The sequence below is a fragment of the Ewingella sp. C233 genome (assembly GCF_055407225.1).
Window position 1 is genome coordinate 105,838 of sequence record NZ_JBUZRI010000003.1, and the last position, 21,448, is coordinate 127,285.

General features: G+C 53.9%; 20 protein-coding genes and 1 pseudogene. 9 read left to right on the forward strand and 12 right to left on the reverse strand.

Annotated features, from left to right (window positions below; all coding sequences use genetic code 11):
• Positions 1-157: 157 nt before the first annotated feature.
• The 6 genes from ACZRKO_RS15720 to ACZRKO_RS15745 all read right to left on the reverse strand — a co-directional run bounded on the left by ACZRKO_RS15720 (position 158) and on the right by ACZRKO_RS15745 (position 10,619).
• Complete coding sequence (locus ACZRKO_RS15720; protein WP_463738204.1) at positions 158-421, reverse strand: YdgH/BhsA/McbA-like domain containing protein; 264 nt, start codon at positions 419-421, stop codon at positions 158-160.
• A 185-nt stretch (positions 422-606) separates the two neighbouring features.
• Entirely contained in the window at positions 607-1,398 is a 792-nt protein-coding gene (locus ACZRKO_RS15725) for an alpha/beta hydrolase (protein WP_463738205.1), read from the reverse strand.
• Positions 1,399-1,493: 95 nt separating this feature from the next.
• Entirely contained in the window at positions 1,494-2,906 is a 1,413-nt protein-coding gene (locus ACZRKO_RS15730; RefSeq protein WP_463738513.1) for an efflux transporter outer membrane subunit, read from the reverse strand.
• A gap of 19 nt (positions 2,907-2,925) precedes the next feature.
• Positions 2,926-6,054 (reverse strand): efflux RND transporter permease subunit, encoded by a 3,129-nt coding sequence (locus ACZRKO_RS15735; RefSeq protein ID WP_463738206.1) that lies wholly within the window; start codon positions 6,052-6,054, stop codon positions 2,926-2,928.
• Entirely contained in the window at positions 6,055-9,303 is a 3,249-nt protein-coding gene (locus tag ACZRKO_RS15740; protein WP_463738207.1) for an efflux RND transporter permease subunit, read from the reverse strand.
• Positions 9,300-10,619 carry an MdtA/MuxA family multidrug efflux RND transporter periplasmic adaptor subunit gene (locus ACZRKO_RS15745; RefSeq protein WP_463738514.1) on the reverse strand — a complete coding sequence of 440 codons (1,320 nt, stop codon included), beginning with the start codon at positions 10,617-10,619 and terminating at the stop codon, positions 9,300-9,302. Before ACZRKO_RS15745 ends, ACZRKO_RS15740 begins: the two co-directional genes overlap by 4 nt.
• A 316-nt stretch (positions 10,620-10,935) precedes the next feature.
• On the opposite strand from ACZRKO_RS15745, the pseudogene ACZRKO_RS15750 reads away from it, so the two are divergent.
• The 3 genes and pseudogenes from ACZRKO_RS15750 to ACZRKO_RS15760 all read left to right on the forward strand — a co-directional run.
• Positions 10,936-11,055 (forward strand): annotated as a pseudogene (locus tag ACZRKO_RS15750) (sugar O-acetyltransferase); the annotation flags it as partial.
• 143 nt (positions 11,056-11,198) lie between these two features.
• Complete coding sequence (locus tag ACZRKO_RS15755) at positions 11,199-12,017, forward strand: gamma-glutamyl-gamma-aminobutyrate hydrolase family protein (RefSeq protein WP_463738208.1); 819 nt, start codon at positions 11,199-11,201, stop codon at positions 12,015-12,017.
• On the forward strand, positions 12,014-12,562 hold the full coding sequence (locus ACZRKO_RS15760; protein ID WP_463738209.1) for a M15 family metallopeptidase: 549 nt from the start codon (positions 12,014-12,016) through the stop codon (positions 12,560-12,562). The genes ACZRKO_RS15755 and ACZRKO_RS15760 overlap by 4 nt, the downstream gene beginning before the upstream one ends.
• 21 nt (positions 12,563-12,583) lie before the next feature.
• Here the strand turns inward: ACZRKO_RS15760 and ACZRKO_RS15765 are convergent, their stop codons facing one another.
• Positions 12,584-13,039 carry a hypothetical protein gene (locus ACZRKO_RS15765; protein WP_463738210.1) on the reverse strand — a complete coding sequence of 152 codons (456 nt, stop codon included), beginning with the start codon at positions 13,037-13,039 and terminating at the stop codon, positions 12,584-12,586.
• Between the two features lie 296 nt (positions 13,040-13,335).
• Here ACZRKO_RS15765 and ACZRKO_RS15770 point away from each other — a divergent pair, with 296 nt between their 5' ends.
• The 3 genes from ACZRKO_RS15770 to ACZRKO_RS15780 all read left to right on the forward strand — a co-directional run bounded on the left by ACZRKO_RS15770 (position 13,336) and on the right by ACZRKO_RS15780 (position 15,658).
• Positions 13,336-14,103, forward strand: coding sequence for a basic amino acid ABC transporter substrate-binding protein (locus ACZRKO_RS15770; RefSeq protein ID WP_463738211.1), 768 nt, complete (start codon positions 13,336-13,338; stop codon positions 14,101-14,103).
• Between the two features lie 81 nt (positions 14,104-14,184).
• Positions 14,185-14,949 carry an amino acid ABC transporter permease gene (locus tag ACZRKO_RS15775; protein WP_463738212.1) on the forward strand — a complete coding sequence of 255 codons (765 nt, stop codon included), beginning with the start codon at positions 14,185-14,187 and terminating at the stop codon, positions 14,947-14,949.
• Positions 14,936-15,658 (forward strand): amino acid ABC transporter ATP-binding protein, encoded by a 723-nt coding sequence (locus ACZRKO_RS15780; RefSeq protein WP_463738515.1) that lies wholly within the window; start codon positions 14,936-14,938, stop codon positions 15,656-15,658. Before ACZRKO_RS15775 ends, ACZRKO_RS15780 begins: the two co-directional genes overlap by 14 nt.
• Positions 15,659-15,696: 38 nt before the next feature.
• Here ACZRKO_RS15780 and ACZRKO_RS15785 read toward each other — a convergent pair whose 3' ends face one another.
• Positions 15,697-16,116, reverse strand: a complete 420-nt coding sequence (locus tag ACZRKO_RS15785) for a DUF2000 domain-containing protein (RefSeq protein WP_463738213.1) — start codon at positions 16,114-16,116, stop codon at positions 15,697-15,699.
• A gap of 130 nt (positions 16,117-16,246) precedes the next feature.
• On the opposite strand from ACZRKO_RS15785, the gene ACZRKO_RS15790 reads away from it, so the two are divergent.
• The 3 genes from ACZRKO_RS15790 to ACZRKO_RS15800 all read left to right on the forward strand — a co-directional run bounded on the left by ACZRKO_RS15790 (position 16,247) and on the right by ACZRKO_RS15800 (position 18,526).
• Positions 16,247-16,714 carry an Lrp/AsnC family transcriptional regulator gene (locus ACZRKO_RS15790; RefSeq protein ID WP_463738214.1) on the forward strand — a complete coding sequence of 156 codons (468 nt, stop codon included), beginning with the start codon at positions 16,247-16,249 and terminating at the stop codon, positions 16,712-16,714.
• A gap of 167 nt (positions 16,715-16,881) precedes the next feature.
• Positions 16,882-18,099 carry a tyrosine-type recombinase/integrase gene (locus tag ACZRKO_RS15795; RefSeq protein ID WP_064358882.1) on the forward strand — a complete coding sequence of 406 codons (1,218 nt, stop codon included), beginning with the start codon at positions 16,882-16,884 and terminating at the stop codon, positions 18,097-18,099.
• Positions 18,100-18,184: 85 nt separating this feature from the next.
• Positions 18,185-18,526, forward strand: coding sequence for a hypothetical protein (locus tag ACZRKO_RS15800; RefSeq protein ID WP_064358881.1), 342 nt, complete (start codon positions 18,185-18,187; stop codon positions 18,524-18,526).
• Positions 18,527-18,574: 48 nt separating this feature from the next.
• On the opposite strand, the gene ACZRKO_RS15805 is transcribed toward ACZRKO_RS15800, so the two are convergent.
• The 4 genes from ACZRKO_RS15805 to ACZRKO_RS15820 all read right to left on the reverse strand — a co-directional run bounded on the left by ACZRKO_RS15805 (position 18,575) and on the right by ACZRKO_RS15820 (position 21,401).
• Positions 18,575-18,865 (reverse strand): hypothetical protein, encoded by a 291-nt coding sequence (locus tag ACZRKO_RS15805; protein ID WP_064358880.1) that lies wholly within the window; start codon positions 18,863-18,865, stop codon positions 18,575-18,577.
• Positions 18,866-18,960: 95 nt separating this feature from the next.
• Positions 18,961-19,998 carry a major capsid protein gene (locus tag ACZRKO_RS15810; RefSeq protein ID WP_064358879.1) on the reverse strand — a complete coding sequence of 346 codons (1,038 nt, stop codon included), beginning with the start codon at positions 19,996-19,998 and terminating at the stop codon, positions 18,961-18,963.
• A gap of 25 nt (positions 19,999-20,023) precedes the next feature.
• Positions 20,024-20,365: a hypothetical protein gene (locus tag ACZRKO_RS15815; protein ID WP_064358878.1), complete on the reverse strand. Its 342-nt coding sequence runs from the start codon at positions 20,363-20,365 to the stop codon at positions 20,024-20,026.
• A gap of 652 nt (positions 20,366-21,017) precedes the next feature.
• Positions 21,018-21,401 (reverse strand): hypothetical protein, encoded by a 384-nt coding sequence (locus ACZRKO_RS15820; protein ID WP_064358877.1) that lies wholly within the window; start codon positions 21,399-21,401, stop codon positions 21,018-21,020.
• Between the last annotated feature and the right edge of the window lie 47 nt (positions 21,402-21,448).

Here is a 21,448-nt window from a genome sequence, read left to right on the forward strand (position 1 = left end):
AGACCAGGAGTATGAAAGGGATCACAGTTTGACGGACATTAAGGGGATAAGGGGAAACAGGACGCCGAACAGAATGAACGGATAAACAGATTTCAACCGGAAACAGTGTGAAGGTCAGGGGGCGTTTCCGGTTGAAAAGGACAGCTAAACGCAGCCCTTACTTATAGACTTCAGCCGTTGCGCTGAAACGTCCTTTTTCACGGGCAGCAATCACAACAAAATACTTGCCACCTTTTTCATCGGCCAGACGTGAAAGCGCTGCTTTCGTATCCATCGGGTCAGTCGTTTGACCTGATGTATCCACGACACCGACTTTTTCATACTTAGCAGCTTCTTCACGAGTGATCTCTTTCGCAGCCAGTGCACCGAAAGAAACCGTACCCAACAGAACCGCTGCGACGATCATTTTTAAAGTCTTCACAATCACTCCTTTTGATATGCCTGAAGGCCAATAGTTGCCCATCTTGGACAACCTGTTCATATTATCTCCACAAGCCTCAAACACAACAAGAACAAAGTCGTAAAGAAATCTTATTCTGCGTGATGATCACACCTGTTCCACAGACGGGAACATTGCGCTGCGATTCTTCAAAATATCGGTCGTATTTACTTCCCCCACTCCAGAATCACATCCAGCACATCCTGCGGTCTTTCCAGTACAGCCAGATGGGTTCTGGCATTCTCAAGACGTTTCACATTGAAGAAATCATGCTGTGAGGCAAATCGTTGTTGCAGACTCAGATAAGCGTCATTTCTATCGAGGGAGTAAATATGCAACATTTTCGGTGGGTTCTTGAATTGTCCGAAGCGCTGAAGCGGTGAACCGCAGTGAAGATAGGCATCACGGATAACCTGACCGGCGAGTCGCCATAGCTGGAAACTGGACGCGGCCATCTCCGTTTTCATATGGTGAATCATGGTCGGCGAGTGACTTCCGGCCAGCCAGAATTCGAACAGTTGATCCCGTGCGTGGAGCCATTGATCTTCACGTTGCATCTGATCAATGGAGGTGAAAAATTCAGGCGCAGGGTGATCCATGATCCAATCGAGAAACACCACCCCAGGCACGCGTTCCTGCAAACGCTCCGCCAAATCTACGGCAGCCCAGCTGGCATGGGCGACTGATACCGGCACGACCCGCTTCAGGCCTAAATGGTTAATCAGGGCCAGTCCGTCTTCAACCAACGAGGCACCATCAAAATCCTTGCCATCAGTGGAGGATTTTCCGTGCCCGCGCCAGTCTATACTGACCACCCGAAAGTGTTCCGCTGCCAGCGCGGCAAAATCGGCGAAGACAGATTTCGGCTGGCACCAGCCCGGCATTAAGAACAGCGTCGACTCACCTGAACCGCTGTCCTGATAATCAATCTGCGCATGGAATGTGGAGAGAATCGGCATTTGGCATCCTGTCACGAAATGAGTGAATGACCACCCTAGCCGATCCCTCCTTAATTTAACAAGATAATTCTTGGTAAATTAACTCCTGCTGCCGATCACTCCCCTACGTCCCCATTCCATCCACCGCCCAGTGCGGCGATCAATTTCACGCTGGTCACCATCTGGGTACTGAGCAGCGAAAGAACGTTCTGCTGCTGGCTGAGGCTGGTATTTTCGGTGGTGGCAACGTCGAGATAGTCAATCATACCGGCCTGATACTGGTTATAGGTGACGCGGGCTGACTCTTTGGCAGCGTCGGCGGCGCGCTGTTGCGCCAGCGTCTGCGCATCGAGGGTATGCAGCTCGACCAGATAATCTTCCACTTCCTGCAAGGCACCCAGCACGCTCTGGCGATAGGCGGCCACCTGCGCATCATAGGCGGCTTCGGCCTGGGCGACTTTGCCACGCGTCGCGCCGAAATCTAGCACGGTCTGGCTCAGCTCTGGCCCTAACGACCAGACACGGTTCGGCAGGGAGAACAGATTATGGAACGCATCGCTGGCAAAGCCACCGCTGGCGCTCAGTGTCAGGTCCGGATAATACGCGGCGGTTGCCACACCGACGGCAGCATTGGCCGATGCCATGTTGCGCTCAGCGGCGGCGATGTCCGGGCGGCGTTGCAGCAACTGCGACGGCAATCCCGGCGGGATAGACGGTAAGGTGAATTTGATTTCACGCGGCGTCAGGGTGAATTGCGCCGGCGGTTTACCCATCAGTACTGCAATGGCATGTTCCATCTGTGCGCGCTGCCACTGTACCTGCAACGCAGATGCACGCGTGCTTTCCAGTTGAGTTTGCGCCTGTGCCAGTGTGGCGCGCGAGGTATTCCCGCCGGTGTACTGGTTTTGAATGATGGTCTGATAGCGCTCATAGGCGGCAATGCTGCGGTTATACAGGGCGATTTGCTCGTCCATGACCCGCAACTGGAAATAGTCCTGCGCCAGTTCAGACTGCGCACTGAGCGTGGCATCTGCCAGATCGGCCTTGCTGGCCTGCGCGCTGGCTTTATCCTCTTCGACCGTGCGTCGCAGTTTGCCCCACAGATCCAGCTCCCAACTGGCGCTGAGTTCGGCGGATTGTTTTTTAGTCACCGCCAGGGACGTCCCGCTGCGGGTGCTGCCAACGCTGGCATCCACTGACGGATAGAGCCCGGAACGCGCCTGCGTCACCAGCGCCTGAGCCTCGCGATACTGCGCGGCATATTGCGCGACGTTCTGGTTGGAAATCTGTACCTGACTCAGTAACGAGGACAGTTCCGGATCCTGATACACCGACCACCAGTCGCCTTTGGCCTGATTCTCCTGCGGGATCGCCGCCGTCCAGCCTTTGGCCTCTTTAAACTCCAGCGACAGCGGCGCGGATGGCCGCTGATAATCCGGGCCGACGGTGCAGGCGCTGACCAGCAGCGCCAAAGCCAGCGGGGCCAGACGGAAAACAACAGAACGCGGGTTACGGGAAATCATCAGCATCGTTTCGCTTTTCAAAGAATTAATCATGTGAACCGGTCTCCGGCGATGGCGCGTGGTGCGGCCGCAGACGATGCCATAAACGGCGCGTGGCGCGGCTCGAACGGTCCATATACAGATAAACCACCGGCGTAGTGAATAGCGTCAGGATCTGGCTGAGCGCCAGCCCGCCGGCAATAGCCAGCCCCAGCGGGCTGCGCAGATCCGCATCACCGCCGCTGCCAAGCGCCAGCGGCAGCGCACCAAAGAAGGCGGCCAGCGTGGTCATCAGGATCGGCCGAAAACGCATCAAACAGGCCTGAGTGATCGCCTGCTGCGGTGAAAGCCCGAGGCGGCGTTCGGCGTCGAGCGCAAAGTCGATCATCATGATCGCATTCTTCTTCACGATGCCGATCAACAGCAAAATTCCGATCAGCGCAATCACCGTGAGCTGAGTGTTAGTCAGGAGCATCAGCAGCAATGCGCCAAGGCCCGCTGACGGCAACGTAGAAAGAATAGTCAGCGGGTGAATATAGCTTTCATACAACATGCCGAGCACAATGTAGACCGCCGCCAGCGCGGCGAGGATCAGCCACGGCATCATACTGACCGAGGAGTCAAACGCCTGCGCGGTACCGGCGAATCCGGCCTGAATCGTGTCCGGCAGGCCAATTTGCGCCATCGCCGTTTTAATCAATCCCTGCGCGTCACCCAGCGCCACGCCATCAGCCAGATTGAAGGCCAGTGTCGTGGTCGCAGACTGCCCCTGATGCGCCACCGACAGTGGCGCATTGGCCCCGCTGAAAGTCGTGAAGGCTGACAGCGGTACCTGAGCGCCGGAATCCGTTATCACATACAACTGATTGAGCACATCCGGGTTGCTGGTGTAATCGTCCGTCAGGTTCATCACTACGTGATACTGATTCAGCGTTTTATAGATGGTAGCGATCTGCCGCTGGCTGAAGGCGTTATTGAGCAGCGTGTCGATCATCTGCACGTTGACCCCAAGACGCGTTGCTTTGTCGCGATCAATGGTCAGCAGCACTTCCTGCCCACCGGTTTGTGAATCGGTGTCGACACCGGTCAGCTGCGGGATTTTTTCCAGCGCGGCTTTAACTTTTGGCCCCCATTCACGCAGCAGCGACAGGTCATCGGCCTGCAGGCTGTACTGGTATTGCGCATTGGCACTGCGCGCGCCGACGCGCAAATCCTGCGCGGCCATCAGGAACAGCTGTGCTCCGGCCAGCTTGCTGGTTTCCGCCATCAGGCGGTTAGCCACTTCATTAGCGTTTGCGCTGCGATCTTTGTAATCTTTGAGCCGCACAAAGAACGTGGCGGTATTGCGTGAGCCAAACCCGCCGCTGCCCGCCGAACTCATCACTGCGTCAACCGCCGGATCGTTTTGAATGATTTTGCTGTATTCCAGCACCTTAGGTTGGATCGACTGGAAGGAAGTGTTCTGGTCGGCACGCATCATACCCATCAACATGCCGGTGTCCTGATTGGGGAAGAAGCCCTTTTCGACCACAGTATAGAGATAGAAGTTGAGCATGATGGTCAGCAGCAAACCGAACAGCGTGATCAACTGATGGCGCATCACCCAGCCGAGCGCCGCGGCATAACCGGCCAGCAGGCGGTTAAGCGCACGCTCTATAATGCGGTAAATGCGCGGCTGACGTTTTTCCACCGCCGATTTGCGGCGCAAAAAGCGGGCGCAGAGCATTGGCGTCAGGCTGAGTGACACCAGCATAGAAATGATCAGTGAAATGGTCAGCGTCACGGCAAATTCACGGAACAGGCGCCCGAGGATCCCGCCCATCAGCAGCAGCGGGATAAACACCGCCACCAGCGAAAGCGTCATCGACAGCACGGTAAAGCTGACTTCCTGCGACCCTTTAATGGCGGCGCGCACCGGCCCCATCCCCTCTTCAATATGCCGGGTGATATTTTCCAGGACGACAATGGCGTCATCGACCACAAAGCCGGTGGCGATAATCAGCGCCATCAGCGACAGGTTATCCAGGCTGTAGCCCAGCAGATACATCACCGAGCAGGTTCCGATCAACGAAACCGGTAACGCCAGCGCCGGAATGATCACCGCCTGCAAATTGCGCAGGAAAACAAACACCACAATGATCACCAGAAAAGTCGCTTCCAGCAGGGTCACTTCAGTGGCGCGCAGCGAGCCGGAAATGGTCCCCGAACGGTCCAGCGCAATATGTAACTCCACGTCTCCCGGCAGACTCTCTTCCATCTGCGGCAGTGCGCTTTTGATAGCCTGAATGGTCTCCAGTATGTTGGCACCCGCCTGACGCGTGACGCCCAGCATCACCGACGGCGTGCTGTTGTAGTAACCAATATTGTATTTGTCTTCAACCGAATCATAGACGTTGGCAATATCACTCAGGCGGATAGCCGAGCCGTTGATATACGTCACAATCAGCGTTTTGTACTGCGCCGCCGTGCTTTGCTGGCCGTTGCCCTCAATCATCCACGACTGGCCGGAGCCCTGCAAAACGCCCTTCGGCAAATTGGTCGTGCTGTTGGCGATGGCAGAACGAATGGTGTCGAGTGAAATACCGTAATGGCTGATGGCCTCAGGGCGCAGATCGATACGGACGCCCGGCAGCGCCGAGCCGACCAGCGATACCTGACCCACGCCGTTCACCTGAGCGATTTTCTGTTGCAGCTGGCTGGAGGCGATGTCGTACAGCTCACCTTTGCTGCGCGTTTTGGAGGTCAGCGACAGCATGATGATCGGCGAGTCGGACGGGTTCACTTTCCGGTAGGTGGGCAGCGACGGCATACTGCTGGGCAACAGGGCCCGCGAGGCGTTGATGGCTGCCTGCACGTCACGCGCCGCGCCGTTGATCTCGCGATCAAGATCGAACTGCAACACCACGTTGGTGCTGCTCTGGGAACTGCTGGACGTCATTTCACTGACGCCCGCAATCTGACCCAGCGCGCGCTCAAGCGGCGTCGCCACGGTTGCGGCCATCGTTTCCGGGCTGGCGCCGGGCAGGCTGGCGCTGACGACAATCACCGGGAAATCCAATTGCGGCAGCGGTGCCACGGGCAGCAGGCGGTAACCGAGCAGTCCCAGCAGCACAATGGCACCGGTCAGCAGCAGCGTCGCTACCGGACGGAAGATGAAAAAGCGCGAGATGCTCATTTATCGATCACCGGCCGGATGTTGAGCGTTCTGCTGTTTTTCCTCCAGCAATGCACGCTTTCTTCTCTGACGCGGGTTCCAGCGGGTCGCCAGGCGGTCAAACATCAGGTAAATCACCGGCGTGGAGAAGAGCGTCAGCAGCTGGCTAAAGATAAGCCCGCCGACGATCACCAGACCCAGCGGCTGGCGCAATTCTGCGCCGGATCCGCTCGCCAGCATCAGCGGCAATGCGCCGAGCAGCGCCGCCATTGTCGTCATCAGAATCGGCCGAAAACGCAGCAGGCAGGCCTGATGAATGGCATCACGCGGCGACATGCCGTGTTTGTTTTCAGCTTCCAGCGCAAAATCGATCATCATGATGGCGTTCTTCTTCACAATGCCGATAAGCAGGATCACCCCGATCAGCGCAATCAGGCTGAATTCGGTATTCGCGAACAACAGTGACAACAGTGCCCCGACCGCCGCTGACGGCAGCGTCGAGAGAATGGTCACCGGGTGAATAAAGCTCTCGTACAAAATACCCAGCACCACATACATGGTGAGCAGCGCAGCGAGGATCAGCCACAACGTGTTGCCGGTGGCACTTTCAAAGGAGGAGGCCGCGCCCTGATAGCGCAGCGTAATGCTGTCCGGCACCGACAAGTCGGCAACGGTTTGTTTGATAGCCGCCTGTGCCTGCTCCAGTGAGTGGCCGTCTTTCAGGTTGAAGGAAACAGTAACCGCCGGGAACTGATTCAGCCGCGCCTGCAACAGTGCGCCGGTACGCATATGGATTTTGGCAATCGACGTCAGCCGGACCATGCCCGCCGTGGAGGTGGTGGACGTTGTGGACGAGCCGCTCCCTGACGTACTGGTGGTGGAACCGGACGCACTGGTGGTCGAGGTGCTGTTGGCATCTGACGCGGAAGCCGAGTTGGTATTGCTGGTCGCCAGATAGATATCTTCAAACGAAGCCGGAGATTGCTGGAATTGCGGCGCGACTTCAAGTACTACGCGGTACTGGTTCGACTGGGTGAAAATGGTGGAAACCAGCCGCTGACCGAAAGCGTTATACAGCGCGGTATCAACATCGGCGGCGGTGATACCAAAGCGGGCAGCCGCATCGCGGTCCAGCTCAACGTAAGCCACCTGTCCCTGATTTTGCAGATTGCTGACCACGTCGCTGAATTCTGGCTCCTGACTGAGTTTATCAATCAGTTTTGGTGTCCAGGAGACCAGATTTTCGCTGTCCGCATCGTCGAGCGTGAACTGGTACTGACTCGGCGTAACCTGATCATCCACCGTCAGATCCTGCGAAGCCTGCATGTAAAGTTCAATGCCGGGCACAGACGCCGTTTCCTGTTTCAGGCGGGCAATAATGGCCGGTGCGCGTTCGTCACGCTGACCAAAAGGTTTGAGGTTAATCTGCAAACGGCCACTGTTCAGGCTGGTGTTGTTGCCATCAACGCCGATGGTTGATGAGACGCTGTCCACCGCCGGGTCCTGCAAAATAGCGGCGGTCAGCATCTGCTGGCGACGGCCCATTTCGCCGAAGGACACATCCTGCGACGCCTGCGTAATGCCCTGAATCATCCCGGTATCTTGCGACGGGAAAAAGCCTTTCGGTACAATCACATATAACAGCGCGGTGAACACCAGCGTGGCGGCGGCCACCAGCAGCGTCAGACGCTGATGATTGAGCACCACAATCAGCATCCGATCGTAACCGGCGATCAACTTGTCGAAGAGCTGCCCGCCCTTACGGTAAAAGCGGCTCTGTTTGTCTTCAGGAATATGGCGCAGTAAATAAGCGCACAGCATGGGTGTCAGGGTCAGCGAGACCACCATCGAAACTAAAATCGACACCGCCAGCGTGATGGCAAATTCGCGGAATAACCGCCCGACCACGTCCCCCATAAACAGCAACGGGATCAGCACGGCAATCAGCGAAAACGTCAGGGAAATGATGGTAAAACCGATCTGTGCTGAGCCTTTCAGCGCCGCCTGCATCGGCGTTTCCCCCTCTTCCAGCCTGCGGGTAATGTTCTCCACCACCACAATGGCATCATCAATAACAAAACCTGTGGCGACGGTCAGCGCCATCAGCGAGAGGTTATTGAGGCTAAATCCGCACAGGTACATCACGCCGAAGGTGCCAACCAGGGAAAGCGGGACCGCAACGCTGGGAATTAAGGTCGCCGCGACGTTACGCAGGAACAGGAAAGTGACCATTACCACCAGCGCAATTGACAGCATCAGCTCAAACTGTACGTCGCTGATGGAAGCGCGGATGGTCTGGGTACGGTCAGATAAAAGGGTGACTTTAACCGAATCCGGCAGGGCTTCCTGCAATTTCGGCAACTGCTGCTTGATGGCGTCCACCACCGAAATAACGTTGGCACCCGGCTGGCGCTGCACGCTGATGATGATCGCCGGTTGTTTGTTGGCCCAGGCCGACAGGAACTGGTTTTCCGGTGCTTCGGATAGCGTGGCGATGTCGCGCAAGCGCAGCGCCGCCCCGTTCTGATAGGTGACAATCAGGTTGCCGTACTCCGCGGCGGTGCGCAGTTGATCGTTGGCATCGATGGTGATCGAATGGTGTTTGCCGTCGAAGCCGCCTTTTGAGCCGTTGACGTTACTGTTGCCAATCAGCGTGTTGATATCTTCCAGCGTAAGGCTGTGGGCCGCCAGCGCGCGCGGGTTAACCTGCACGCGAATGGCAGGCTGATTGCCGCCTGCCAGCGTCACCATACCGACACCGGAGATCTGCGACAGTTTCAGCGCTACACGGGTATTGACCAGATCCTGCACTTTGGTCAGCGGCAGCGACTCGGAGGTCACGGCCAGCGTCAGCACGGCGCTGTCGGCCGGATTGACCTTTTTGTAGGTCGGCGGGTTCGGCAGATCTTTGGGAAGCAGGCTGTCGGCGGCGTTAATGGCCGCCTGCACTTCCTGCTCGGCAACGTCGAGCGAGAGATCCAGAGAGAATTTCAGGGTAATGATCGACGAACCACTGGCGCTGGTGGAGTACATCTGGCTCAGGCCCGCCATCTGGCCCAACTGGCGTTCCAGCGGCGCGGTAATACCGGACGCCATGACGTCCGGGCTGGCACCCGGATAAAGCGTGGTTACCTGAATAGTCGGGTAATCCACCTGTGGCAGCGCCGAGGTCGAGAGCATGTTGTAGGCAAAAGTGCCCGACAGCAACACCGCGACCATCAGTAGAATGGTGGCAACCGGCCTTTGGATAAAGAGGCGTGAAGGATTCATTTCGACCCGCTGTCTTTACCGGTAGTGGCTTTATCCACACCGCCCTGTTCGGTGCGATGCTTAGAGCTGCCGGCAACTTTACTGGCACTGGCATCCGCTGCACCTGCTGCACCGGTGGCGGAGACAATCTGCACTTTGCTGCCGTTGTTAAGACGGTCAATGCCGGTGGTGATCACCTGTTCGCCCGGTTCAATACCGGTCAGCACAGCGATTTTATCATCACCGAACGGCGGGCCGGATTTCACCTGACGGCGCTCGACGGTGTTATCCGCCTTCACTACGTAAACAAAATCACCGGCGGCGCTCAGTTGCAACGCTGCCGCAGGGATCACGGTGGCTTTCTCCAGCGTTCCTACCTGTAAACGGGCGTTCACAAACTGATTCGGATAGAGCTTCTCATCCTGATTATCAAACAACGCTTTGAGCTTAATGCTGCCAGTGCTGGTGTCGATCTCGTTACTGATAAATTGCAATTTGCCCTGAGCCAGCACGTCACTGCCGTCCTGATCAAACGCCGTAGTTGGCAGTTGCTGGCCGCCGCGCAGGGATTTCAGCAGGGTTTGCAGATTGCTTTGCGGCACGCTGAACGTGACGGCAATCGGCTGCGTTTGGGTAATTGTAACAATGCCGGTGGTGTCGCTGCTGCTGACCATATTGCCCGGATCGACCAGACGCAGGCCGACATGACCACTGACCGGGGCGGTAATTTTGGCAAATTCCAAATTCAATTTGGCAGCGGAAATCTGCGCCTGATCGGCTTTTACTGCACCAGTGTACTGGCCTGCGGTTGCCATCTGGCTTTCGAGATCCTGACGCGCCAGAGAGTCCTGCGCATAGAGTTTTTTGTAGCGGGCCAGTGTCAGCTCGGCGCTTTTCGCCAGCGCCTGATTCTGCGCTAAATCGCCCTGATACTGTTCCAGTGTCGCCTGATAACTGCGCGGATCAATCTGCGCAAGCAACTGGCCTTGCTCAACCTTCTGCCCCTCGGTGAAATAGACTTTCATCAGTTGGCCGTCAACCCGGCTCGTCACCGTGACCGTCGCATTGGCGACTACTGTGCCCAGCGCACGCAGATACACCGGCACATCGGCCTGTTCGGCTTTCCCCGCCTGCACCGGCGTCACGGCACCGGCCAGGGCAGCGCCATGCATACCGCCGCGCATTCCTCCACGACCCTGCCCTGCCCGCTTCGCCTCAGTCGTGGATGAACTGTGATGGAAGGCAAAATACCAGACCAGAATTGCCGCGATAATCACAGCGATAACAAACCACAATCTTGTGCGGCGTTTAGAGCGGGAAGAGGCATTTGGCAGCATAAATTTATTGGTTTCGCAGTAAAAATAAGGAGAAAGCAGCTGAATTTGGTCCTTCAACCAGACAGAATCATTATCCAGAAAATAACCGCTGGCTGTTTTTAGGACAACGTAAAGATTATGTAAGCAATTGAGTTCATATGTGTCTATTGGCTGGATGAATTCTAACAGTTAATTTGCACAGTGGGATGAGGGATTTATCATCAGAGCAGGCAACACCGTGTTTCTCGACTGCAACACCAGCGGCGATAACAGGCTGATTGGTCCGAACGTGCAGTTCTTAACGCCGGTGCATCCACTTTCGGCCCGTGAACGCCTACCCGGCGTGACGATTGGTGATAACACCACCATCGCGGCGGGCAGCATTGTGACGCATGCTATTCCGGCCAACGTTTTGGCGATGGGGCAGCCTTGTAAAGTGGTACGTGAACTGCCGTAAACAACCTATTACAGCGGTAAATTCCGAATACTTCTCACATTGATAATTTGTATTGTTCCATCCCCGACCTGTTGATATGTTGAGAGAAAGTGTTTTCCCTTATTGTTTCTCATTGCGTTAATGACGGGGTGCGGTAGATCACTATGAGTGCAAATTTTCAGTCTAAGCCGGTAATAGGCGTCACGCTGGATAGCGAAGAAACAGGCGGGTACGCCGATTTTCCATGGTATGCATTACGTCAGAGTTATATGACCAGTCTGGCGGAACTCGGGGCGATCCCGCTGGCGTTACCGCATCATGGAGAACTGGCCGACGATTATCTCTCTTTGTGCGACGCCATTGTCGTGACCGGCGGCGCCTTTGACGTTCCCCCGGCCATGTTCAATGAGCAGCAATCCAGCGAACAGGTCCGGCTGAAACCCGCACGCACTGAGTTTGAAACCGCCATCGTTCAGGGCGCACTGCGCCGTAATATGCCGCTGCTCGGCATCTGTGGCGGTCAGCAACTGCTGGCAGTACTCACCGGCGGCACGCTGCATCAGCATATTCCCGATGCCCTGCCTGATGCCCTTGAACACAGCACCACTGCCGATACGGAAAATGCCGGAGGGAAAAAACGCGCGCGTCATGAAGTGGAAATCTTTGCAGGCACCCTGCTGAGCCGCTGCGTAGACACGGCCCGTTATGAGGTCAACAGCTCCCACCATCAGGCGGTCAAAACCGTCGGAGCTGGTTGCCGCATCAATGCCGTCGCGCCGGATGGCGTGATCGAAGGGATCGAGTGTGAAGGGTATGATTTTTGTCTCGGTGTGCAATGGCATCCGGAATACCTGCAACATCAGCAAGATAAGCAACTGCTCGCCGCCTTCGTTGGTGCAGCCGCGCATTATCAACAGACCATGCGCAGCAGCGGCCAAGCCATGGCACATGCAATGAACCGCTTAGGCAATGACGACGAGTGAACACCGTAAAAGATCAGGCAGCATTACGCCATAAAACAGAACAGGTTTTACGTGAGCTGGGCATTAATCCGCAGGTCATTGCTGAGCGCACGCTGCCCTTTTTCGATGATGTGGATGAGGTATTGCTGGTCGTGGCTGAAACCGATGAAACCGGTAAAAATCACCGTCTGACCGCACCAGCCGCCGCCGCATGGCAGAACATGAAACAGGCCGCGCTTCGCGACGGTGTGGCGTTGTTGCTGGTGTCCGCCTGGCGTAGCCTCGATTACCAGACAGGGCTTATCCGCCTGAAACAACAGACGGGTATCGCGGCGGAAACCATTTTCACCTCACTGGCACCGCCGGGTTGCAGCGAGCATCACACCGGCCGCGCGGTCGATATCAATACGCCCGGCTGCGACGAAGTCACCGGCGTCTTTGGTGAAACAGACGCATTCCGCTGGCTGAACCTCAACGCAACACGTTTCGGTTTTACTCTCTCCTTCCCGCCCGGTAACCCCTGGGGCTTTATTTATGAGCCCTGGCACTGGTGCTGGAACCCCTGACAACTCAATTCTGGTTACCGCTTAGTTTTTGGGTGCGGAGATATTCGTGGCCCATACCTTGATGCGGTTATCCAATACCACGGTAAACCCGGATTTAAGGTCTGCATAAAAACGGTTGGCTTTTTCTGCATCGCTGAGAATATACGTTGCGATGCTGCCGTGTCTCATCGGGATACAGCTGTAACTCACCGGATGCAATGTACTGTTAAAGAGCAACGATGTTGCGGCAGCCTTCATTTCACAGGCACTTTCACTCACCATTGAAATGACGACGCCCGCCCATTGGGTGCCGGGCCCCGTAATAGTGACTAAGACGGGTTCATCCTTTTCTGTCTGGGTTGCCCCATAAATAAAGCCATGACCCGAGCGCCAGACGTTATATTCCTTGGGCGTGTAATTTGCAAAACTTGAGGCTGTGAAAAATAAAAACAGGCAGGGAAATAAACGCATTATCACTTTTATGTCCTTAAAAGCCATTCAGGCCATTTCTTATAAGAACTCTTTTTATTCATCAAGTTAATCATTACTACCTGAAAACCCGTAACAGATTTTATCGGGTACGCTTTATTCAGTGAATACCCCTAAAAATTTGACTTAAGTAAAACCAAACCAAAAAGCCCTCCCTGACTTATTCAGGCAGGGTTCCTCCCCAAAACCCCAACTCCTGACAGGAATAATGCGCCCTGAGACTGTTTTTAGTTGATGCACCCCGTCAATTTGTGTATTTTTATGCAAATTAAGTGCATAAAATAACAAACACAACAGGAGTTACCATGTTTAAGTCCTTTATTCTCACCGGGTGTCTGCTCTCTTCCTTAGCTACGTCGGCCTTCGCGGCACAGACAACTTACGTTGTTGGTTCTGGCGGTACTTACCGTCCGTTCGAATATGAAAACAGCCAGAAACAGCTGGAAGGCTTTGATATTGATATTATTAAAGCCATTGCCAAAGCCGAAAATTTTGACATAAAGCTGGTCAACACACCGTGGGAAGGCATCTTTGCGACGCTTAATTCCGGCGACCGCGACATCATCATCTCCGGCATCACGATTACCGATAAACGCCAGCAGATGGTGGATTTCTCGCACCCTTACTTCCCGGCTGAACAATCCATCGTGGTTCCGGCAGGTTCAAAAGTAGATTCCGTCTCTGCGCTGAAAGGCCAAAAAGTCGGCGTGGTGAACTCCAGCACCGGTGACATCGTCGTTTCTGACGAATTAGGTAAAAACAGTACCGACATCAAACGCTTCGACAACACACCGCTGCTGTTACAAGAGCTGTCTGAAGATGGCATCGGCGCTGCCGTTGGCGACGTGGGCGTAGTGAAGTACTACATTAAATCCCATCCGGAAAAGGCCCTGAAACTGGTTCCTGACAGCAAATTCCAGCGCCAGTATTTCGGTATCGCAGTCGCGAAAGGCAATACCGAGCTGTTGGGTAAAATCAACGCAGGTCTGAAAACCATCGTGGCTGACGGTACTTATGCGAAAATCTACGCCAACTGGTTCGATGCCAACGTGCCGACTCTGCCAGCCCAATAAAACCTGCCGTATTTTGGTCGCGCGTTATTAGAAAGTTTTTAAAAAAGAAAGGGGCGTTTTCGCCCCTTTACAGGGAAAGGTATGACTGGATTTCGTTGGGAGATCATCTCCGAATACGCCCCGCTGTTTGTGCAGGGCGCGCTGATGACCATCAAGTGCACCATTATTTGCGTTATTTTAGGCACCACCTGGGGTCTGCTGCTGGGCTTAGGCCGTATGGCACGCGCCGATGATGGCCCGTGGAAATTGATACTGCGCTTTGCGGTACAGTGGCCAGTGCGTGTTTACGTCAGTGCGTTCCGCGGCACGCCGCTGTTTGTGCAAATCATGGTCGTTCACTTTGCGCTGGTGCCGCTATTTATTAATCCGCGCGACGGTATCTTAGTCAGCCACGGGCTGATGTCATCGGATTTTGCCCGCGCGTTACGTTCTGACTACGGCGCGTTTCTCTCCTGCGTGGTAGCCATCACCCTCAACGCCGGTGCTTATGTATCAGAGATTTTCCGCGCCGGTATTCAGTCGATCGATAACGGTCAGATGGAAGCTTCGCGGGCACTCGGTATGGGCTGGGGCAAAACCATGCGCAAGGTGATTTTACCGCAGGCATTTCGCCGCATCCTGCCTCCGCTAGGTAATAATGCCATCGCCATCGTCAAAGACTCCTCACTGGCATCAGCCATCGGGCTTGCCGACCTGGCCTATGCGGCACGTACCGTTTCCGGCGCTTATGCAACCTACTGGGAACCCTACCTGACGATTTCCCTGGTCTACTGGGTACTGACGTTCCTGCTTTCGCTGCTGGTTCAACACATGGAAAAGAGGTTTGGCAAAAGTGATTCACGTTAAGGATTTACAGAAACAGTTTGGCGAAACCCACGTGCTGCGCGGCATTTCCTGTGACGTCGCACCAAAAGAGGTGGTGTGCATTATCGGACCATCAGGCTCCGGTAAAAGCACCTTCCTGCGCTGCCTGAATGCGCTGGAAAAACCTAACGGTGGCGAAGTAGTGGTTAATGGTTTTGCCGTGCATGACCCGAAAACCAACCTCAATACGTTGCGTTCTGGCGTCGGCATGGTGTTCCAGCGGTTCAACCTGTTCCCGCATATGACCGTGCTGGAGAACCTGACCATGGCACCAATGGCGCTGAAAGGGTTATCGAAAGCTGAAGCCATTTCCCGCGCTGAAAAGCTGCTGCAAAAAGTGGGACTGATCGACAAAATTGACGCCTGGCCCTCCAGCCTGTCTGGCGGCCAGCAGCAACGTGTGGCTATTGCCCGCGCGCTGGCGATGGAGCCGTCGATCATTTTGTTTGATGAACCTACCTCAGCGCTGGATCCGGAACTGGTCGGCGAAGTGCTGGCCGTGATGAAGCAGCTCGCTCTGGAAGGCATGACCATGGTTATCGTTACCCATGAGATGGGCTTCGCCCGCGAAGTGGCCGACCGCGTGGTCTTTATCGATCAGGGCGTGATTCAGGAACAAGGCACACCCGAGCAGTTGTTCACCCATCCAACGAATCCGCGCACCAAAGCGTTTTTGAGTAAAGTCCTTTAAGTTTAACGGGGCGCATTCAGCGCCCCGCCCTTTCGCTTTCAGCGCAATAACTTCAATGCCCCGGTGAGAGATTTCACCCATTTTTCAGGGCCACACAGCGCCAGACCATCCAGCGTTTCTGCGGCCAAATTCCGTTGCGGGAATGCCTGCTCATACTCATCAAAACTGTGCATCGAACGGGCAAAAGCAGGGAAAGGAACGATGGCTTTCTCAACCTCCCCCGTCAGAGCCTTCAATAATATTTCACGCATTTTCTCGGGGCTGGCCTGTAAAACAGGTACGGGCAGCTTCGAACTGACATCGAGCGCCCTGCCCTGCGAATCAGACAACTGGCTGGCCGCTAATGGCGGAAATTTGGCGCCAAGACCGATGCTCAATGCGCTGGCGGTATTGGCAATCAGACCAAGGGAAAGTTCGGGGTTAACGATAATGGCAAGGCGAAGTGAAGTGCTCAACATGGCGTCCTTTCGGGTTCGGATAAGTGCCTGAGATCATAGCCGTCGGCTGTCGGTAAGTGCTTTCTTTTTACTCTCTTTTTGCGGTGAATTTGGTAATCTGCTTCTAAAATAAATAAAAAAAAGGAAAATCATGCCAAATACAAAGTTAACACCGGCAGACCTTCGCATTCTGCGCCAGCTGCAAAGTGCCGGCAGGATGACTAATCAGGAGTTGGCCGAGAAGGTCGGTATGGCAACCTCACCCTGCTGGCGTCGCGTCAAACAACTGGAAGAGAGCGGCGTGATCACGGGTTATCAGGCGAAGATTGATCGCAAGAAGATCGGGCTCGGTATCCTGGCGTTTATCCGGGTGAAAATAGACAGTCATAATGAAGAAGAGGCCCAGAGATTTGAACAGCAGGTCGGCGAGCTAAAACCGGTGGTCGCTTGTTATGCCGTCGCCGGAGACGCCGATTTTATGCTGCAGGTGGTCGCAGAAGATCTCGACAGTTTTTCAACGTTTGCCATGGAAGTCGTCCGCCGCCTGCCAGGAATTAAAGAGATGCAAACCACCTTCGTACTGCGCGAAGTAAAGCCGCTGGATGTGCTGCCACTGTGAATGGAATATTTTTGAATTGTAGATTTCAGAGGAGGGTACCGGAGGACACTTTGGAGCGGGTGAAGGGAATCGAACCCTCGTATGCAGCTTGGGAAGCTGCCGTTCACTCCATCTCGATATTGTACAGGGCGCTGTACCTGATTGCGTGACTATAGAGGATCAATGTCATGGCGATCAACAACAATCAGTACCTTTTTCAGAACAAATCCGGGCTGTGGATTTTCCAGATCTTCGTACCTAAATACATGCGCCACGTATTCGGACATAAGCGCGCCTGGCGCAAGTCCACGGGCACAAAAGATATCGTTAAGGCCCGGCAATTCAGAAACCATCTTCTTATTGAATTCAATAAGTTGAAAGAGAAGTCAAGGCCAGATACTGAGGAGAAACGCATCTCAGGCGCTATCGCGTCTCTCTATCAGGAGGTAAGCACCAACAATGAGATCGAGGACAGACGCGGCAAGCCAGACGAGGATAAAACCACGTCCCCCACTCTTTGCGAGATCCGCGATGAGTACAGCGAAAACTACAAAAACCGTCGCTCCTACTCCACTCTGAGCAAATCAGCCCGCGCCGTGGAGGTCTTTCTTGCCACCACCCAGGAAACAGACATCAAGATCGATCTAATCGGGCGACGCTTGGTGACGCAGTTCATCAGAACACAACAAGAACGGGTTGCGGGTCAGACTTTACAGAACTGGCTAACCTGCCTGGGCAGTCTGTACGAGTTCGCTCTGAGATCTTACGATGCCATCCCCGAGGGAAACCCCTTCCACAACCACAATCTGGAAGCACGGCGTACAATCGAAAGTTACGAACCGTTCGAGCTTGACCAGATGCAAAAGCTACTTGATGCAGCAGAGCTGGAGATCAAGAACATCATCATAATGGGACTATTTTCAGGATGTCGCCTTGATGAACTGGCAAGCCTCAAGAAATCAGAGATCCAGACGGTGGACGGTGTGCGCTGTTTCTACATTTCGAAGTCAAAGACGAAAGCAGGGATCAGACATGTGCCGATTCACCCTAAGCTATCCGCGATTGTCGATGAATACCTGAGTCATAATTGCGGCGAATATCTATTCCCACAGGCTAACAAGATTAGCCGCGCTGACGGCAAGAAAGGCCCCTTCTATTCTCAAGCGTTCACCAGGCTACGCCGCCGTGTATTGCCTACCGCTACAGATCGGCAATGCTTCCACAGCTTGCGCGGGATGTTCATCACCTGCTTAGACCGTGCTGGAATTCCTGAGCAAAGAATTGGGGCCATCACCGGACACACTGAACAGAAGGCGAAAACGGAAGCCTTCCGCACCTACAGCCAGGGGGCCAGCATCAAGGAGCTATCAGAATATGTCGAGTTGGTGTCTTATAACCTTACTTAAAAAGTCTTTTTTTTCAAAAACATCTTGATGATTTCATGGTTTTGCTTAATGTATCTTTTTGTAAAATTAATCATAGGGGAGTGGTATGGAAAGCAAAACATTTGGTGCCGGAACTCAATATAACGATTGGAAAGGTACTGTCGCAGCCGATGATGCGGAGGTCGGAATTGACAATATTGAAGACCTATTGAAAAAAGCAGGGAAGTTGGCAACCGGGGAAACTATTATTGCCGTTGAATTTTCGTCCATACCTAATGCTACTGATATTGATGCTTACATCTTAAAGGCGGACGGTACAACACATCGCGTCTCTGTAGACGTCAGTGCTGATGAATTCGTGTCGAAGTTTAAGCGGTTTTCAATCACGATCTCACGTGATGGTGAGTATGACGGTCAGAACATAAATTTCACTCGTGAAATTAAGTAATATTCAGGATTTTAAGCATAAAAAAACCGGGCGGTTTACCCGTCCGGTTTAATGTGTAGCGTTGTTGGTGTTGTTATTGCCTACATTACATGCAGCGAGAAAAGCGGCTGCATCTTTCTCTGATAATGTGGCGAGCACATCCCGCTGTTTTTTGATCGCTGCGTAATAGATGATAGATTTCTCAAGTCCCACGCTGGCGACCTTGCTTAGAAATGTTGAGCGTTTCACGTTCAGCTTACGGCAGAGACCGCTGATATTTAAAATTCCGGCATCATCAAGCGTCTTGACGCTGACAGACAGCAACAGCGCGTTGCCCACACCCAGAATCTTCAATTGCATATATTTACCTCTCCATAATGACGGAGGGGCCAAATAATGGCCCCCAAAACCGTTAGCCCCTGGGTCTTATCCCGTTGGGCTGTTACTTCGCCTGATTACGATGCGTCATTGGTGATGGCTGTCACCAGGTCAGGACGGAAGGTCACCGGGAGCATTGAGAACTCCGAGCTTAACGTAATGTTTTTATACGCATCGGTGTTGGAATAGATGCGGAAATCAACCACGTCAGCGAATGCCAGTTCCAGATTGCGGCTTGTCGGCCCGACAATGTTCGTCCAGGCTCCAGATTGACCACTCAGCGGCTTATCAAACACTGGCAGAAGATAGCCCTGATCCGCGCCAATACCGTAAAAATCGGTATCGCTCATCTCAACCACGGTGACGGAATCCAGCACGAAATAACTGAATGCCGGGTTAATCTCGCGGTTGAAAACCAGGCCCTGAGGATCGAGCACACCATACTGTACGAGTTGGCGAACCGCTGGGTTAAATCGCAGTTTCTGGAACAGGTTGGAACCCGCAAACAGATAGATGCCCTTGAGCTGAGAGGCCAGGCCACCCGCACGGCGTTTCATTTTGCTGACCTCATCAGAGAGCGACTCTAACGGATCGGCAGCGACACCCGTGTAAATTGTTCCGGTGCTCTGTTCAATGCCGAACTCATCAGACCAATCAAGGATCTCCGAACCATCTGCCGTGTACTGCATATCGATCACGCGGTGGCGGAAGAGACTTTCAGCAAACATCTTTTCACGAGTAGCCGCGAATCGCTCATAGTGAGCCAGACCTTTAGCGGTCACAGCATCCAGCACGCTGGCCTGTAGCGGAGATCCCGCCTTACGGTATGGTTGCACGTCTGCTGCCGTGATGATGTCCTGCGTTGGGAATAACGGCAGTTCGATCAAGTGGTTAGAGGCGGACGCCTTAGGAGTCGAACCCCACTGACTGCCAAAACGCATACCAGCAGGAGCTACGGTGTCGCCCATCTGGGCCAGAATATCCAGGCTGGTTTTAAACTGGTCGGTAGTATCACGCTGGAAAATCCCGAGGTTGGTCAGGATGCGGTTACGCGCCGGGATGTTGGTAAATGACGCAGAATAATCTACGTATTCGAAATTGGAAGAAAGAGCCATATTTTAGATGTCCTTATCAGTTGGATTATTTGTCAGCCAGTGCAACACGAATGTTGCCGTTAGCAGTTAGTGCAGCAATAGCAGCAGCGCCTACGGTCTCACCCATAACGGCGATCACTGTTTCAGCACGGATATAAACGCCACGGTCAGCCACGATGATATTTACATCAGTTCCGGCGCGGTGATGGCTCAGAACCAGCAGAGCATCAGAGCCAGAGACATAGGCAGTCCCGTCTGATTTGATAACGCAGCCTGGCTGAACTTCAACGCCGAGGGTTGGGATATTCACGACACGGCGATCAAAGTTGCCGTCAACATGGCAGGTAATCACGTCGTTATACGTGCGTTGGGTTTCACCCATTTTCATAATGTCACTCCATAAATGTTTGTTTAGTTATTCAGTCGGTTCGGCCTTTAGGTCGTTGCTTTGGCCCGTGGGCCTAAAGGCCGTTGCGGCCCTTCGTCAATTTTGACGGTGTACAGGTGCAAAAGAGGTCGCACGGTGGCGACCTTCTTTTATTGAGTCTTCATTTCAGAAAAAATCAGGCGGCAGGAGATACCGCCCCGGAGGACAATAGACAGGCATTTGTTATTGTTTGTTTTCTGATCTGAGAATGCAGCGCCATAAACTGGCGTTAGCAGAGCTAACCCGGCTTTACCGGGCTGGGAAAGAGGGAGCAGCGCGGCGGGAGACCTCTAATCATCGCCGTGTGCTCGTACCGCTTTATGTCCGGCAGACAGCCCGAGGAGAATCGAGCAAACCCCATCATGGTGGCATACCACAACAGAAGAATAGGCGGCGCTGGGAAGCGATGAGGCTCGTGCAAAGCGTATCGGAGGCCAGCGCCTGAGAGAGAGGAGATTAAACGCGACAATCGGCTGTAGTACGCAGTAGACTCTTTCGAATCTATTAATCACCTTACGTTATCATTTTACTATATATCGTCAGAATTTTCAACAAAAATGACGAATATTTATTGACTTCCATGTCAATTTGTGAATTAAAGGCAAGTATGCCTTCAATCATTCGTCCCTTTGATCGGTGCTGATTCAATAATGAATGAGTACGCAGCCGGATCAGCGGCGACAATCTCCCGGCATTTGACGCGAGCACGTTCAAGCGCTGCCTCATCCACAATGTGAGGTTTAAACGTCCCAGCGCCAGCACCCAGCGTCTTCTTGATGCGCTTCGCTTTGTGTTTAGCCTTCTGTTTACTGTCTTTGACTGGCTGGCCTGCTGGCGCTGATTGGTGTGACGGCCTCCAATCCGAGTTGGACTCAAGGAAACGACCAACGGCGGCGCAGACAGCTTCCTGGCGCTGGGCGTCCTCCATCTCTTCGACCGTCCTTCCTTGAAGCGCGGCGGCTATTCCGTCTTTTACTTTTTGCAATGTTGTCTTCATTCTTATATTTCCTGTACAGGGTTAGACCGTCGAGGACGCACGTAAAT